We start from the raw sequence: 15,128 nt of genomic DNA on the forward strand, positions 1-15,128 counted from the left end.
GAAGCCGAAGCCGAAGCCGAAGCCGAAGCCGAAGCCGAAGCCGAAGCCGAAGCCGAAGCCGAAGCCGAAGCCGAAGCGCCAACGGAAGAGACCGTTTCGGTCGAAGACAAGACTGTTGAGCGTGTGGTGGAAAAACGCGGTGGCTTTGTGCCCGTTTTGCTGGGTGGAGCGATTGCGGCCGCTGTTGGGTTTGCGCTGGGCAATGGCGGGCTGTTGCCGGGTGGAACGGACAACTCGGAAGCCCTGGCCGCGCTGGAATCGAAACTGGCGGATCAGTCGGATCAAATCGCCAAGCTCTCACAAGCACTGACAAACAGCCCGGATACCTCTGGCTTGACGGATCAGATCAAAGCGCTGTCGGACAAACTGACCCCGGTCGAAGGTGACCTGAACGCGGTCAAGTCCTCGGTTGAGACGCTGTCTGGTCAAGTCTCGCCATTGTCGGATCGGATCGCAGCACTTGAGAAAGCCCCAATTGAATCCAATACGTCACCTGAAGCCACAGCCGCATTTGAGGCTGAACTAAAAAAGCTTCAAGACTCGCTAGCCGCGCAACGGGCTGAGGTTGAAAAGATGGTGTCGGATGCGCAGGCTCTTGAGGCGAAAGCATCCGCCGACGCGCAAGCTGCGACAAACGCCGCGGTTTTGTCTCGTCTGCGTGGGCAGTTGGACGCGGGCCAACCCTTTTCCGAACTGGTTGCTGAACTGAAAGCGGGCGGCGTAGATGTGCCGGATGCTTTGACTGGGCCGGCGGAAAAAGGCGTGGAAACCTTGTCTTCTTTGCGGGCGTCTTTTGACCCTGCAGCCCGGACTGCGCTGGCGAACGCGCGCGATGCGGATAAGGGCACGGGCCTGATCGCGTTCCTGCAAAGGCAAACGGGTGCACGTTCGGTCACGCCTCAAGATGGGGATGGGCCTGACGCTGTCCTGTCACGCGCGCAGTCTGCGCTGGCGGATGGAGATCTATCCAAGGCGCTGAACGAACTGAAATCACTTCCCGAAGCGGCGCAGACCGCGATGGCCGATTGGGAGCAGGCGGCCCAGACACGGGTCTCTGCCGTCGATGCGGCGAACTCATTGGCTTCCAGCCTGAACTCGAACTGAAGGACCTGCCATGCTGTGGTCACTGTTTAAGATCCTTGTTTTTGTTGCGATTATCGGCCTGCTGGCGCTGGGCGGTCACTTCCTGATGCAGACCAGCGGCGGGGTGCAGATCACCGTCGCAGGCACGGAATTTACGCTTGGGCCATTGCAGTCCGTGATTACGCTGGGTGTACTGGTGTTTGCGGTCTGGCTGTTCTTCAAGTTGCTCAGCCTGCTGGTCGCCACGTTGAAATTCCTCAATGGCGATGAAACGGCCCTGTCGCGGTATTTCGACCGCAGTCGCGAACAGCGCGGGTATCAGGCGCTGGCAGATGGTCTGATGGCATTGGCTTCGGGTGAAGGGCGCGCAGCGATGACCAAAGCCAACAAGGCCGAGAAGTTGCTGAACAAGCCGGATCTGACCAATCTGCTGGTGGCGCAAGCCGCTGAGATGACAGGGGACACCAAGAAAGCAGCTGACACTTACAAGAAACTCGTGACCAACAACGCGACTCGTTTTGTCGGCGTGCGCGGGATCATGAAGCAGAAACTGGCTGAAGGTGATGACGAAACCGCCCGCAAGCTGGCCGAAAAAGCGCTGGCGATCAAACCGCGCCATGAAGAAACGCAAGACGTTCTTTTGAACCTTCAGACCAAGGCGCAGGATTGGGCCGGGGCACGATCGACACTGACCTCTAAGTTGAAAGCGGGGTATCTGCCGCGCGACGTGTTCAAGCGTCGTGATGCGGTTCTGGCACTGTCCGAAGCAAAGGTCATTCTGGATGAAGACGCGAGCCTGGAACAACAAGAACACGCGATCGAAGCCAATCGTCTGTCGCCTGATCTGGTACCTGCCGCGGCCATGGCGGCCCGTGCGTATATTGCCAAAGGCAAACCCCGGCTGGCGACAAAGATCCTGAAAAAGGCATGGGAGGCGCAACCGCATCCTGACCTTGCCCACGCTTTCGCCGAGATTGCGCCGGATGAGACCCCGGACCAGCGGATCAAACGGTTCACCGCGCTGACCCGTATTCACCCTGAGAATATGGAAACCCGTTTGATTCTGGCCGAATTGAACATTGTGGCTGAAGACTTCCCCGAAGCCCGCCGCGCGCTGGGGGATGTGGTCGAAAAACAGGGTGATGCGCGGGCTTATACGTTGATGGCTGCGATTGAACGGGGTGAGGGTGCCTCGGACGCTGTTGTGCAGGGCTGGCTGGCCAAAGCGTTGAATGCGCCGCGCGGTCCGCAATGGGTATGCACCAATTGCCATGATATCCAACCTGAATGGGGGCCGGTCTGTCTGAATTGCGGCAGTTTCGATACGCTCATCTGGCAGACGCCTCAAACGCCCGAGATCGCAAGCGCGACTGGCGTACACATGCTGCCTTTGATCGTAGGTGCGCTTGAGGATCAATCAGAAGTGCCCGAGGTTGTGGAGCCTGCGGAAGAAGAAGACGTGGTCGAAGTGACAGCGGATGCTGTTGAGGTTGCGGAAGAGGCCGAGGCTCAAAAGCAGGCCTGAGGCCTGCAAAATCCAACTGTGAATTGTCCCAGCCGAATCCGTTTGCTAACGTCGCCTTCACGTCGGGGAGGGCGCTCAAACCGAAATGCTGGACTACTCGCATAACGCCTGGTTGGTGGCGGCATCGCTTGCCGTGGCCGTGATGGCCGGGTTCACCGGTCTGTACCTGACGCATGGCGCATCAAAGCTGGACAGTCAGCGGCGCAAGCTAGTGGTGGCCTTGGCCGCTGTCGTTCTCGGCGGTGGCATCTGGTCGATGCATTTTGTGGCGATGCTGGGTCTGCAACTGCCAATCCTGTTTTATTACGATGCCTTGATCACACTCATGTCGGCGCTGGTTGCGATCCTAATGGTCGGGTTGGCGCTTTTGCTGCTGCATTTCAGACCCCGATCGGTGCAAACGATGATTGGGTCCGGGGTGATTGTGGGGCTGGGTATCGTCGTGATGCATTATGTCGGCATGGCGGGAATGCAGCTGTGTCGTCCTGTGTACAATGTGTTCGACGTTGTTCTGTCCACTTTGGCATCGGTGATGTTGTCCGTGGCCGCTATTTGGGTCGCTTATGGCAACCGAACCCAACGCAACATACTTCTGGGCACGGTTTGTTTCGGGCTGGCAGTGTTTACCATGCATTTTGTCGCCACGGGCTTGACCGATTTTGTTGCAAGTGAAAGCCCAGGTGGTGCGGGCCCTGCGCTGGACAATCAGGTGTTGGCGATGGGGGTGACCGTATCGGTCTTCCTGATCTGTGGCGCCTTCTTGCTGACCGGTATCACGTTCATTGAACCAACACCCGAGGCCGAGCCTGCCGCTCCTGCCCCGGAACCCATGCCCGAACCAACGCAGATGCGCGCCGGTGTCCCGTTTGAGCGTGAAGGTCAAACTTTCTTTGCTGATCCTTCCCGGATTGCCGCCATTCGGGCCGAGGGGCATTACACCGTCCTTTATATGGGTGCAGAGAAACTGTTCTGCCCATGGTCGATCACCGATGCGGAAACGCGACTGCATCCCGAAGGGTTCTTGCGGGCGCATCGCAGCTATCTGGTGAATCCCAAACATGTCTCGAGTTTCGAGCGACACAAGGACAACGGCACCTGTTACTTCGATGGTGTGGATGCGCTGACCAAAGTGCCGGTCAGCCGATCCCGTCTAACGGACATTCGCGAGGCGCTGGGCCTTTGATCGCAACTCGTGCCGCCCATTCGCATTTCGTGAAACAAGCTGCGCGCCCCGTTTTCCTTAACTGGATCGGCTAGATCCGCCGCTCTTTCCTTCCCTCAGGTCCCCCAAGGCATACCGCTCGGACCCAGGGAGGAAAAACATGATACCAGCCGGTTTTGAGTATCACAGGCCAGGCGATATTGCCTCGGCCATTGGCATTCTACAGGAGCACGGAGACGAGGCCCGCGTGATTGCGGGCGGTCACAGCCTGATCCCCATGATGAAACTGCGCATGACTGACATGAGCCATCTGGTTGATCTTCAGGCTATCGAGGAACTCAAGGGGATCGAGATCGAGTCAGACACCGTGACTTTGGGCGCGATGGTGACGCAGCACGAGTTGATCACGCATGACGGGCTGGCCTCGGCGATTCCTCTGATCCGCGAAGCCGCGCTGCAAATCGCTGATCCTCAGGTGCGCTACGTGGGTACCGTTGGCGGCAATGTGGCCAATGGTGATCCGGGCAATGACATGCCGGGGCTGATGCAATGCCTGAATGCCACCTTCGAACTGTCGGGGCCGGACGGCAATCGCAGCGTAGCAGCGCGGGAATTCTACGAGGCGGCATATTTCACGGCCCGCGAGGAGGAGGAAATCCTGACACGGATTTCTATTCCAAAGCCGGGCGCGGGAATTGGCCAGGCTTATGAAAAGCAAAAGCGCAAGATTGGCGACTACGCTACTGCAGCTGCCGCGGTGATGGTCGGCAACGGCACTGCTTCGGTCGCAATGACCAATCTGGCCGACACGCCCATTTGGTCCGAAGACGCGAGCAATGCACTGGCTGGTGGGGACGTCGAAGGTTGCGTGGCCGCAATGCTCGATGCGATCGATCCGGTTGCTGACAATCGCGGACCCGTCGAATTCAAGAAACACGTGGCCGCCGTAATGTTGCGCCGCGCCATCGACCGCGCTCAGAACCGCGCGGGTTGAGGGGAGGACATCATGTCGAAAATGCACGTCAAACTCACCGTGAACGGCAAACAGGTCGAAGGTCTGGCCGAGCCGCGCACGTTGCTGATCCACTTCCTGCGGGAAGATCTGAAAATCACGGGTCCTCATATCGGATGCGAAACCAGCCATTGTGGCGCTTGCACCGTGGATATCGATGGCAAGTCCGTCAAATCCTGCACGACCTTCGTGGCGCAGGTGAATGGGGCCGATATCACAACCGTCGAAGGGTTGACCAATGACGATGGCAGCCTTGGTGTGCTGCAAGAGATGTTCCGCGAACATCACGGGCTGCAATGCGGTTTCTGCACGCCGGGTATGATCACCCGCGCGCATCGCCTGTTGCAGGAAAACCCGAACCCGACCGAAGAAGAAATCCGTTTCGGTATGGCCGGGAACTTGTGCCGCTGCACCGGATACCAGAACATCGTCAAAGCCATCTCGGCCTCGGCTGACATGATGAACGCTCAGAAGGAGGCTGCGGAATGAACGATCAGACTCTGACCCCCGAAGAACGCGCCGCCAATCTCAAAGGTATGGGCTGCGCCCGTAAACGCGTCGAAGACGTGCGCTTTACCCAGGGCAAGGGCAACTACGTTGATGACATCAAGCTGGATGGGATGCTGTTTGGCGACTTTGTGCGCTCCCCCTACGCACATGCCCGCGTTGTCAGTGTAAACAAAGAGGCGGCCTTGGCCGTACCCGGAGTGGTCGCCGTTCTGACCGCTGAGGATCTGGCCCCGCTGGGATTGCACTGGATGCCGACTTTGGCCGGTGACAAGCAGATGGTGCTGGCGGACGGCAAGGTGCTGTTCCAAGGCCAGGAGGTAGCTTATGTCGTGGCCGAAGACCGTTATATCGCAGCGGATGCTGTGGAACTAGTCGAGGTTGAATACGAAGAGCTGCCCGTCATCACTGACCCGTTCGAGGCGCTGAAATCCGACGTGGTGCTGCGCGAAGATCTCGAAGGTCAGACCGAAGGCGCGCATGGTCCCCGCAAGCATCACAATCATATTTTCACCTGGGAACAGGGCGACAAGGAAGCGACTGAGGCCATTCTGGCCGAAGCCGACGTGGTCGCTGAAGAGATGGTGTATTACCATCGCACCCACCCGTGCCCGCTGGAGACCTGCGGCTGCGTGGCTTCGATGGACAAGGTGACAGGCAAGCTGACGCTTTACGGCACGTTTCAGGCCCCTCATGCGATCCGAACTGTTGTGTCGCTGATCTCGGGTCTGGCCGAGCACAATATCCGCGTGATTAGCCCTGATATTGGCGGTGGATTCGGCAACAAGGTTGGGGCTTATGCAGGCTATGTCTGCTCGGTCGTGGCCTCGATTGTGACCGGCAAGCCGGTAAAATGGGTTGAGGATCGGATGGAGAACCTGATGTCCACCGCCTTTGCCCGCGATTACTGGATGCAGGGCAAGATCGCAGCCACCAAAGACGGCAAGATCACCGGACTGTGGTGTCACACAACTGCCGATCATGGTGGGTTCGACGCCTGTGCCGACCCGACCAAGTTTCCAGCTGGGTTCATGAACATCTGCACCGGGTCCTATGACATCCCCACCGCTTATCTGGCTGTTGATGGTGTCTACACAAACAAGGCTCCGGGTGGGGTGGCCTACCGTTGTTCCTTCCGCGTGACAGAGGCCGCCTATTTCATCGAACGGATGATCGAGGTTTTGGCCATCAAACTGAACATGGACGCGGCCGAGCTGCGCCGGATCAATTTCATCAAGGCCGATCAGTTCCCGTACCAGTCCGCGCTGGGCTGGGAATACGATTCAGGCGATTATCACACCGCTTGGGACAAGGCACTGAAGGCCGTGAACTATGAAGAGCTGCGGGCCGAACAGGCGCAGCGGCTCGAGGACTTCAAGGCTGGCAAAACCCGCAAGCTGCTGGGGATTGGTCTGACGCATTTCACCGAGATTGTCGGGGCAGGGCCAGTCAAGAATTGCGATATCCTCGGGCTTGGCATGTTTGACAGTTGCGAAATCCGCATTCACCCGACGGGATCTGCCATCGCGCGACTGGGGACGATCAGTCAGGGTCAGGGCCATGCCACGACCTTTGCCCAGATCATCGCCACCGAGATTGGCCTGCCTGCTGATGACATCACGCTGGAGGAAGGCGACACCGACACCGCGCCCTACGGTTTGGGCACCTATGGGTCCCGGTCAACGCCTGTGGCTGGTGCGGCGACCGCTATGGCCGCACGCAAAATCCGCGCCAAGGCGCAGATGATCGCGGCCTATTTGCTGGAGGTCCATGATAACGACGTTGAATGGGACGTGGACAGGTTCGCTGTAAAAGGCGCACCCGAGCGGTTCAAGACGATGAAGGAGATCGCCTTTGCAGCCTATAATCAGGCCATTCCCGGGTTGGAACCGGGTCTGGAGGCCGTCAGCTATTATGATCCGCCGAACATGACCTATCCGTTTGGGGCCTATATCTGCGTCATGGAAATCGACGTGGATACCGGCGAATGGGAGGTTCGGAAGTTCTACGCACTGGACGATTGCGGCACCCGGATCAACCCGATGATCATCGACGGGCAGGTCCATGGTGGTGTAACCGAAGCGCTTGCCATCGCGATGGGTCAGGAAATTGCCTATGATGAGATGGGTAATGTGAAGACAGGCACGCTGATGGACTTCTTCCTGCCGACCGCGTGGGAGACGCCGAACTATATCACCGACTTTACGGTGACGCCGTCTCCGCACCATCCGATTGGTGCAAAGGGGGTTGGGGAAAGTCCGAATGTTGGCGGCGTACCTGCGTTCTCGAACGCGGTGCATGATGCGTTCCGGCCCTTTGGCTTGGTGCAAAGCCACATGCCGCATGATCATTGGCGGATTTGGAAGATCGCCAATGGGTTGGGGATGCACGGGTAACCTGTTTCGAACCGGCTTTGCCGGTCCGACCAAACGGAGGGGGCTCTGCCCCCTCCGAACCTCCCCAGAGATATTTTTGGCCAGATGAAGATTGGATCCTGGTTTTGACTCTGAAGGACGTACAGAACGAATTGGCCGCGCAGGGCTATGTCGCCGATGATCGTTTGTCTATGGCGCTGCATCTGGCACAGACCTTGGGGCGGCCCTTGTTGCTGGAAGGTCCGGCCGGTGTTGGCAAGACCGAGGTCGCCAAAGCCATGGCGGGGTGGATGGACACGCGTTTGATCCGGCTGCAGTGTTACGAAGGGTTGGACGCCAGCCACGCGATCTATGAGTGGAATTACCAGCGGCAGTTGCTGGCGATCCGTGCGAGTGAGGCGCGGGGAGGAACCGATGAAACTCAGCTTTTTTCAGATGAATATTTGCTCAAAAGACCTTTGTTAGAAGCTATATCTGAAGAAAATCCACCGGTTTTATTGATTGATGAGATTGATCGTGCGGATGAGGAGTTCGAGGCGTATTTGCTGGAAATCCTCTCTGACTTTCAGATCACCATCCCGGAACTGGGAACCGTAAAAGCGCAGGTGAGGCCCATCGTAATCCTGACTGCCAACGGGACGCGGGATTTGTCGGATGCGCTGCGCAGGCGGTGCCTTTACAGTTTCCTTGATTATCCATCGAAGGAAACAGAGATGGCGATCTTGAGGGCGCGGATGCCTGAGGTTGAGGGTGTTTTGGCCCGTCAGATTATCGGCGTCGTCCAAGCGCTGCGGAGCGAAGACCTTGAGAAAACACCGGGCATTGCAGAAATGCTCGACTGGGCGGCTGCACTGTCTGGCTTGGGGGTCAATGACCTCGCCAAATCCCGCGATGAGGTTCAGTCCACTCTGGTTTGCTTGCTGAAGACTGCTGCCGATTATGACGCGGCCCCGCCCGAGGTCATGGACCGCCTAATCGGAAAGGTCGCGTGATGAGAGTAACGCACTTTCCCTCTCGGGCTGCGGGGCTGGCAGATCGCATGTCGGGGTTCGTCGAGCATTTGCGCATGAACGGGCTGCGGGTCGGGCCAAAGGAAACTGGGGATGCGTTAGTGGCCTTGTCAGCAGTGAAGGCGACGGATGCCGAGCGGGCGCGTCAGGCGTTGTGCGCGGTTTTGACCGGGGATGCTGAGGAATGGCGGCGATTTGATGAGTTGTTCGACGCGTACTGGTTCAACGCAGGAAAGCAGCGTGCGGGCGTTGCGCAAAATGCTCATGTTCAGGTGCAATCTGCGAAGCCCATGATCTGGCAGAGCCAAGATCAGGGAACAGGCACCTCGCAGAGTGATACCGGGAACGCCACCGCTCCGGATCCGGGTGATGGGGCGGCCGAGGGGATGGACGGGAAGCTGATCGCGACCCGAACGGCCAACCTGTCGCGCCGGGATTTGCGTGAGTTGATGGACGAAGAGGCTTTAAAACAAGCCGAAACGGCTGCATTGGCCTTGGCACGCGCCATACGCGATCGCCGGTCGCGCCGCCGTAAAAAAGCAATGAGAGGTCCCGCATTGGACATGCGCCGAATACAACGGGCCAGCCTGGCACGTGGTGGCGAGCCGTTGGATTTGTATCGCCGCGCGCGCCCCCCGCGTCCAATGAGAATTGTTGCGTTGTGCGATGTGAGCGGTTCGATGACCGTGTATTCCCGTGTGTTCCTGGCCTTTTTGAAAGGGTTGATCGGCAGCGGGACCGAAGCCGATGCCTATCTGTTTCATACGCGACTGATGCGCGTAACCGATGCCCTGCGGGATCATGATACACTGCGGGCGGCGGGACGCTTGTCATTGATGGCCGAAGGATTTGGTGGCGGCACCGATATTTCTGGCAGTCTTGATCGATTTCTTTCGGGTTATGGTGCGCGGGCGCTCAATGGGCGGACGGTGGTTCTGATCCTCTCGGATGGGTATTGCAGTTCCAACCCACAGGCGCTTGGTGATGTGCTGGCACGGATCAAGCGCAAGGCGCGGCGGATCGTGTGGCTGAACCCACTGAAAGGCTGGAAGGAATATCAGCCTATCGCGGCGGCGATGCGGGCGGCGGAACCTTATCTGGACGCCCATTTGCCCGCGAATACTCTTGACGCTTTGGCGGCATTGGAGCCGCAGTTCCGAAAGTTATGAAAGGAGTCTAACAATGGCGAATTTCGATATTTTTGACACAATAGAGCAGCTTCGCGGAACTGGTGAAGCCTTCTGTGTGGCGACGGTGCTGCGCACGGCGGACGCAACTTCGGCCAAGGCTGGCGGCAAGGCGGTCATCACGCGGGACGGTCAGATCCTGGGTCATCTTGGGGGGGCTTGTGTGCAACGCGCGGTTCGAATTTCGGCACAGCAGGCGTTGGTCAGCGGGGCGCCGCAGATGATCCGTGTCAAACCTTCGGAAAAGGTGGTGAACATGACGGACCCGGACGGGGTGCAAACCTTCAAAAGCGGTTGCCCCTCCGGTGGCACTGTCGATCTTTTGGTAGAACCCTATAAACACGCGCCACGGCTGGTCATTTTTGGTGACGGGCTGATTGCCACCGCCTTGGCAGCACATGGGGCGCTGGCGGGGTTCCGTACCGCTATCGAAAGCGGGGCTGAGGTCGCCGGTGATCACATACGATTCAATCCGGATCAGGTTGAGGCGCTGGGTGTCGAACCGCAGGATTTTGTGGTAGTGGCGGCACAGGGGCGCAAGGATGCGGCGGCACTGAACGCGGCGCTGGAAACCTCGGCAGCGCGCGTGTCGATGGTGGCCAGCCGCCGCAAAGCCGAAACGCTTACAGCAAAACTGATTACGCAAGGCATGGATCCCTCAAAAGTCGCGCGTCTGAAATCGCCAGCGGGGTTGGATATTCACGCCATCGACCCGCATGAAATCGCGTTGTCGATCTTGGCCGAGATCGTGATGTGGCGGAACAGCGACAAATCGACGGAGGTTTCTCATGATGAAAAGCTGGCTTGAACGCTTGCGCAGCAGAAAACATGCGCGCCCGGAACTCACTGCGCAGGAGGCGGCAGAGGTCGCACTTCGCGTATTCCCAAGATGTTGTTGATCAAAGGATAAACTGAATGGAACTGACCGACGAAATCCGCATCTCTGCGCCCCGTGACGTGGTCTATCGTGCTCTTAATGATCCCGATATTTTGAAAGATTGTATCCCTGGCTGTGAAGAGCTGACCCAGAAATCGCCAACCGAGCTTGAGGCAAAGGTGGTTCTTAAAATCGGCCCCGTCAAAGCGCGTTTTGCCGGAGAAGTCACGCTGGATACGGCGAATGCTCCGGAAGGGTTCTCACTGGCCGGTGAAGGCAAGGGTGGGGCGGCTGGATTTGCCAAGGGCGGTGCAGAAGTGACCTTGACCGAAGAGGGGACCGAGACGGTTTTGTCCTACACCGCCAAGGTCGATGTTGGCGGCAAGATCGCTCAGCTGGGCAGTCGACTGATCGCAGGCACGGCCAAGAAACTATCCGGCAAGTTTTTCACGCGCTTCGGAGAAATCGTTTCGGAACAACCTGTTGCCTGATTGGCGAGATTCGATAGAAGCGCTCATTGATGGCGCTTCACTTCTTTAAGAACGCGATCAGATGCAACCGCTTACGAGTCCGGCGGGGTGTCTGGCTGTTTGTGTCTGGAAAAAGTCAAAACCGTCAAACCATTTTGGCCTAAGGGATATGGTGCCCAGGAGAGGACTCGAACCTCCACGTCCATACGGACACTAGCACCTGAAGCTAGCGCGTCTACCAATTCCGCCACCTGGGCAGGTGTCGTGGAGGGGCGTTTAAGCCCAGTGGCGGAGGGCGTCAACCAGATTCGGGGAGATTTTTGAAAGTTTTTTGAATTTGCTCCCCGCCCCGCTTTTCACGCCTGAAAATTTCAACACCCTCGCGGCGAATTAGCGCCTTGTTTGGAGGGGCTGCGGGCGTTAGGTCTAGGGCGCAATTTCTCAGCAGGAGCCCTCTCATGTCGAAACTTGTGACGATTTATGGCGGATCGGGGTTTGTCGGTCGCTACATCGCGCGGCGCCTGGCGAGTGAGGGGTGGCGCGTTCGTGTGGCCGTGCGCCGCCCGAACGAGGCGATGTTCGTGAAACCCTATGGTGTGGTTGGTCAAGTTGAGCCGGTGCTGTGCAATATCCGCGATGATGCGTCCGTTGCGCAGGCCATGCACAGTGCAGATGTTGTAGTCAACTGTGTCGGCGTGCTGAACGAGATGGGTAAAAACGACTTTGGTGCCGTACAGGCCGAAGGGGCTGAGCGCATCGCGCGATTGGCGGCGGATCAGGGGATTGAACGGATGGTTCATATCTCGGCCATTGGCGCGGATGCCAATGCCGCCAGCGAATATTCTCAGACCAAGGCGCAGGGCGAAGCGGGCGTGCTGAAACATATGCCAAATGCAGTGATCCTGCGGCCATCTGTGGTTTTTGGCACAGAAGATCAATTCTTCAACCGCTTTGCCGGAATGACGCGCATGGGGCCGTTCCTGCCGTTGGTCGGGGCTCAAACAAAGTTCCAGCCGGTTTATGTGGATGATGTGGCCCATGCAGCGGTCAAAGGTGTTCTGGGACAGGCCGAACCCGGCGTGTATGAACTGGGCGGGCCCGAGGTCAAAACCTTCCGCGCTTTGATGCAGCAGATGCTGGAAGTGATCCACCGTCGTCGTGTCATCATCGGAATGCCGTTCTTCGCCGCGCGAGTCATGGCGGGTGTTCTGGATATCGTGAAGTTCGTCAGTTTTCAGTTGTTCCCGAACAACATTCTGACCCGCGATCAGCTCAAGAACTTGCGGAACGACAATGTTGTGTCCGATGGTGCCAGATCTTTTGCCGATCTCGGGATCACGCCGGCCACGCTGGAATCGGTGCTGCCGGAATACCTGTGGAAGTTCCGCCCCTCTGGTCAGTATGACGACATTCAGAATTCGGCCAAAAACCTGCGTACTGATCAGCTGTAGGCGATGAATAACAGGATCGCGCCAAGAATGACGCGGTAGATGACGTAGGGCGTGAAGCTAACGCTGCGCAGTAACCGCATCATCAGGCTGAGCGCCAGAAGGGCGGAAAAAAACGCAAACGCTGCGGCAATGGCGCCGTCGCGCGCCAGCTGCGCATCGGCGTCGCGTATCACATCCAATGCCAGCAATGTGCCAGATGCCAGAATCGTCGGAATCGACATCAGCATGGCAATCCGCGCGCCATCTTCTCGGGTGTAACCCAATTGACGTGCACCGGTGATAGTGATCCCGGATCTGGAAGTACCTGGGATCAAGGCAAGAATCTGCCACAACCCCATTATGAATGCATCGCGCACCCCCCAATCGGCGGCTTCTTTGGTTTGGGGGCCTTTCTGATCCATCCAATACAGCAACAGACCGAATCCCAGCATGGTCCAGCCGATTACAGAGATCGAACGCATGGCATCGCTCAACCCTGTCAGATGCAGGATCAAGCCTGCGATCACGGTCGGGATTGTAGCGATGATCAGGCCCAGGGCCAGGCGTGCTTGTGCGGTATCTGTCCGGCCGATCAGGGCATGCGGCAGGCCGGCAAGGGCGTGTTTGACGTCCGACCAGAAATACAGAACGACCGCGCCCAGGGTTCCTACATGAACCGCAACATCTATGGCTTGTCCCTGATCCTCAAGGCCCGTGAGGTTTGGCAGAAGGATCAGATGACCGGATGAAGAAATGGGCAAAAACTCAGTGATTCCCTGAATGATTGCTACGAGAATCAGGTGGAAAAGACTCATCTGCCCTGCCGATTTGCGGTCACATTATACTTGCGAATTATGGGTATAAGGGTGGTGGGGAAAAGGAAAGCGAACATATAGGTCCGATTCGGAGCTAAAAAATCAAGAATTTCTCAATAATTTAGCTCGCTGCAACCAACTTTCTCAATTTAGGTCAGTGTATTTGACTTTTAATCCCCTATCGTATCCCTTAGAGAAACCAGACCAAGCCAATTCATGGAGTCTGACCCGTGGCCAAGCAACCGATGCTGAAATTTGTGCAGATCGACCGTGTCATGCCGGAAAAGCGTGCTGCAAGCGACCGCAAGGAAGACTTTGACGAAATCTATGCAGAGTACGCCGCCGAGAAAGCCGCCGAACAAGCCAGTCGCTGCAGCCAATGCGGCGTGCCGTATTGCCAGTCACATTGCCCGTTGCACAACAATATTCCGGATTGGCTGCATCTGACCGCTACTGGTCGCCTGGAAGAAGCCTATGAGACAAGCCAGGCTACAAATACCTTCCCCGAGATCTGCGGACGCATCTGCCCACAAGACCGTTTGTGCGAAGGCAACTGTGTCATCGAGCAATCGGGTCACGGCACAGTCACCATTGGCACCATTGAGAAATACATCACGGACACTGCTTGGGACAAAGGCTGGGTGAAACCTGTCGCGCCCGCTGCAGAACGTAGCGAGAGCGTGGGCATCATCGGAGGTGGCCCCGGTGGGTTGGCTGCGGCGGATATGCTGCGCCGCGCCGGAATCCAGGTGACGGTTTATGATCGTCATGACCGTGCGGGTGGCCTGTTGATGTACGGCATTCCAGGTTTCAAGCTTGAAAAGGACATCGTGCAACGACGTAATGACCTTTTGGCTGACGGCGGTGTCCGGTTCGAGCTGAATTGTGACGTTGACGCCACCAAGTTTGATGAAATTCGTGCCCGGCACGACGCGGTAATTGTTGCAACCGGCGTGTATAAGTCCCGCGACCTGTCTATGCCGGGAAGCGGTCTGGCCGGGATCGAAAAGGCAATAGACTTCCTGACAGCTTCGAATCGCAAAAGTTTTGGTGATGTCGTCGAAGATTTCGACAATGGCCGCCTGAATGCCGAAGGTAAAAAGGTGGTCGTGGTCGGTGGCGGTGATACCGCCATGGACTGCGTGCGCACCTCGATCCGTCAGGGCGCGACCTCGGTCAAGTGCCTGTATCGCCGCGACCGGGTTAATATGCCGGGCTCGCAGCGTGAAACGCAAAATGCCGAGGAAGAAGGCGTTGTTTTTGAATGGCTCAGCGCGCCAAAAGGATTCACCGGTGATGATATGGTCACCGGCGTGATGGTGCAAAAGATGCGTCTGGGGCAGCCCGACGCGTCGGGTCGTCAGGCTCCCGAGGTCATCGAAGGTGCGGACTATGTGGAAGAGGCCGATCTGGTCATCAAGGCGCTGGGTTTTGAGCCCGAAGACCTGCCCGCTCTGTTCGGCCAACCAGATCTGCCCGTGACCCGCTGGGGCACTGTCAAGGCGGCGTTCCAAACTGGTGAAACCGAAATGGACGGCGTCTATGCCATCGGTGACATCGTGCGCGGGGCCTCTCTTGTGGTTTGGGCGATCCGGGACGGTCGCGACTGTGCCGACGCGATCATCGACCGTTTCAACGCCAAGGCGGCTATCGCTGCCGAGTAACCCAACGCCCA

General features: G+C 57.8%; 13 protein-coding genes and 1 tRNA gene. 12 read left to right on the forward strand and 2 right to left on the reverse strand.

All coding sequences use genetic code 11. The annotated features are described in order from the left end of the window. The 10 genes from AC2FLD_RS21010 to AC2FLD_RS21055 form a co-directional block, all read left to right on the forward strand. Positions 1–1,104: COG4223 family protein (locus tag AC2FLD_RS21010; RefSeq protein WP_496673896.1), on the forward strand; the 1,104-nt coding region annotated here is incomplete at its 5' end. A 10-nt stretch (positions 1,105–1,114) separates the two neighbouring features. Continuing rightward, complete coding sequence (locus AC2FLD_RS21015; RefSeq protein WP_496673899.1) at positions 1,115–2,608, forward strand: heme biosynthesis protein HemY; 1,494 nt, start codon at positions 1,115–1,117, stop codon at positions 2,606–2,608. An 85-nt stretch (positions 2,609–2,693) separates the two neighbouring features. Beyond that, a complete protein-coding gene (locus tag AC2FLD_RS21020) occupies positions 2,694–3,791 on the forward strand; it encodes an MHYT domain-containing protein (protein WP_496673902.1) in 1,098 nt (365 codons plus the stop codon). Between the two features lie 139 nt (positions 3,792–3,930). Next, a complete protein-coding gene (locus AC2FLD_RS21025) occupies positions 3,931–4,764 on the forward strand; it encodes an FAD binding domain-containing protein (RefSeq protein WP_496673905.1) in 834 nt (277 codons plus the stop codon). Positions 4,765–4,776: 12 nt separating this feature from the next. Further along, entirely contained in the window at positions 4,777–5,271 is a 495-nt protein-coding gene (locus tag AC2FLD_RS21030) for a (2Fe-2S)-binding protein (RefSeq protein WP_050605914.1), read from the forward strand. After that, positions 5,268–7,685, forward strand: a complete 2,418-nt coding sequence (locus AC2FLD_RS21035) for an aerobic carbon-monoxide dehydrogenase large subunit (RefSeq protein WP_496673908.1) — start codon at positions 5,268–5,270, stop codon at positions 7,683–7,685. The genes AC2FLD_RS21030 and AC2FLD_RS21035 overlap by 4 nt, the downstream gene beginning before the upstream one ends. 104 nt (positions 7,686–7,789) lie before the next feature. Then, positions 7,790–8,656 carry an AAA family ATPase gene (locus AC2FLD_RS21040; protein ID WP_496673911.1) on the forward strand — a complete coding sequence of 289 codons (867 nt, stop codon included), beginning with the start codon at positions 7,790–7,792 and terminating at the stop codon, positions 8,654–8,656. Next, a complete protein-coding gene (locus AC2FLD_RS21045; protein ID WP_496673978.1) occupies positions 8,656–9,843 on the forward strand; it encodes a vWA domain-containing protein in 1,188 nt (395 codons plus the stop codon). Before AC2FLD_RS21040 ends, AC2FLD_RS21045 begins: the two co-directional genes overlap by 1 nt. A 13-nt stretch (positions 9,844–9,856) precedes the next feature. Next, positions 9,857–10,669 carry an XdhC family protein gene (locus AC2FLD_RS21050; RefSeq protein ID WP_496673914.1) on the forward strand — a complete coding sequence of 271 codons (813 nt, stop codon included), beginning with the start codon at positions 9,857–9,859 and terminating at the stop codon, positions 10,667–10,669. Between the two features lie 107 nt (positions 10,670–10,776). Continuing rightward, positions 10,777–11,229, forward strand: a complete 453-nt coding sequence (locus AC2FLD_RS21055; RefSeq protein ID WP_496673917.1) for an SRPBCC family protein — start codon at positions 10,777–10,779, stop codon at positions 11,227–11,229. A 149-nt stretch (positions 11,230–11,378) separates the two neighbouring features. Here AC2FLD_RS21055 and AC2FLD_RS21060 read toward each other — a convergent pair. Further along, a tRNA-Leu gene (locus tag AC2FLD_RS21060) sits at positions 11,379–11,465 on the reverse strand. 201 nt (positions 11,466–11,666) lie between these two features. On the opposite strand from AC2FLD_RS21060, the gene AC2FLD_RS21065 reads away from it, so the two are divergent. Further along, entirely contained in the window at positions 11,667–12,659 is a 993-nt protein-coding gene (locus AC2FLD_RS21065) for a complex I NDUFA9 subunit family protein (RefSeq protein ID WP_496673920.1), read from the forward strand. Here the strand turns inward: AC2FLD_RS21065 and AC2FLD_RS21070 are convergent. Next, on the reverse strand, positions 12,650–13,453 hold the full coding sequence (locus AC2FLD_RS21070) for an undecaprenyl-diphosphate phosphatase (RefSeq protein ID WP_496673923.1): 804 nt from the start codon (positions 13,451–13,453) through the stop codon (positions 12,650–12,652). The genes AC2FLD_RS21065 and AC2FLD_RS21070 overlap by 10 nt on opposite strands. Before the next feature lie 230 nt (positions 13,454–13,683). Here AC2FLD_RS21070 and AC2FLD_RS21075 point away from each other — a divergent pair, with 230 nt between their 5' ends. After that, positions 13,684–15,117 carry an NAD(P)-dependent oxidoreductase gene (locus AC2FLD_RS21075; RefSeq protein ID WP_496673926.1) on the forward strand — a complete coding sequence of 478 codons (1,434 nt, stop codon included), beginning with the start codon at positions 13,684–13,686 and terminating at the stop codon, positions 15,115–15,117. Positions 15,118–15,128: the final 11 nt, after the last annotated feature.

The organism is Ruegeria sp. CDSA021, from assembly GCF_059612325.1.